The sequence below is a fragment of the Ancylomarina sp. YFZ004 genome, assembly GCF_054254355.1.
Genome location: NZ_JBTCHQ010000035.1, coordinates 1 through 999 on the forward strand (window position 1 = coordinate 1; position 999 = coordinate 999).

The 999-nt window shown below is 40.2% G+C and carries 1 protein-coding gene; it reads left to right on the plus strand.

What is annotated here, in order from left to right; genetic code table 11:
• Positions 1-999, plus strand: a 999-nt coding sequence (locus ACXR6G_RS20100) for a hypothetical protein (protein WP_458363243.1), incomplete at both ends; no start/stop codon positions are given.

Sequence of the window (999 nt, forward strand, 5' to 3'; positions counted from 1 at the left end):
TTGCAGGCGACTTCCAAATCGATGTGACTGATGTTGATGGAACAGGTGGCGATACCGACAATGCTATTACAAACTTGATCGACAATGATCCTGCAGCTAACTCCATTAGTGAAAATATTGAAGCTGACGCCGCGGTTCATATTACTGCTTTGGCCACAGATGCTGATGGTGATAATATCACATACTTCCTATTGGATAATGCAGGCGGACGTTTCAAGATAAATGAAACAACAGGAGTTGTGACGGTTGCTGATGCCAGTCTGATTGATTTTGAAACCGATGAGTTTCATATTATTCGTATTGAAGCAAGAAGTACAGATGCAAGTGTAATTGCAGGCGACTTCCAAATCGATGTGACTGATGTTGATGGAACAGGTGGTGATACCGACAATGCTATTACAAATTTGATCGACAATGATCCTGCAGCTAACTCCATTAGTGAAAATATTGAAGCTGACGCTGCGGTTCATATTACCGCTTTGGCCACAGATGCTGATGGTGATAATATCACATACTTCCTATTGGATAATGCAGGTGGACGATTTGAGATTCATGAGACAACAGGAATTGTTACTGTAGCCGATGCCAGTTTAATAGATTTTGAAACCGATGAGTTTCATACTATTCGCATAGAAGCAAGAAGTACAGATGAATCTGTAATTGCAGAAAATTTTAGAATTGACGTCACAGATGTTGACGAAACAGGTGGTGATACAGATAATGCGATCACTGATCTTCGTGATGTTGATTTGGATGGAAATAGTATTAGTGAGAATATCACCAATGATCAGCCAGTTCATATCACAGCCTTGGCTACAGATGCTGATGGTGATAATATCACTTACTTCCTATTGGATAATGCAGGCGGACGATTTAAAATAGATATCACAACAGGAATTGTGACGGTTGCCAATGCAGCATTGATCGATTTTGAAACTGATGAATTTCATGCTATTCGCATAGAAGCAAGAAGTACAGATGGATCTGTAATTGCAGGCG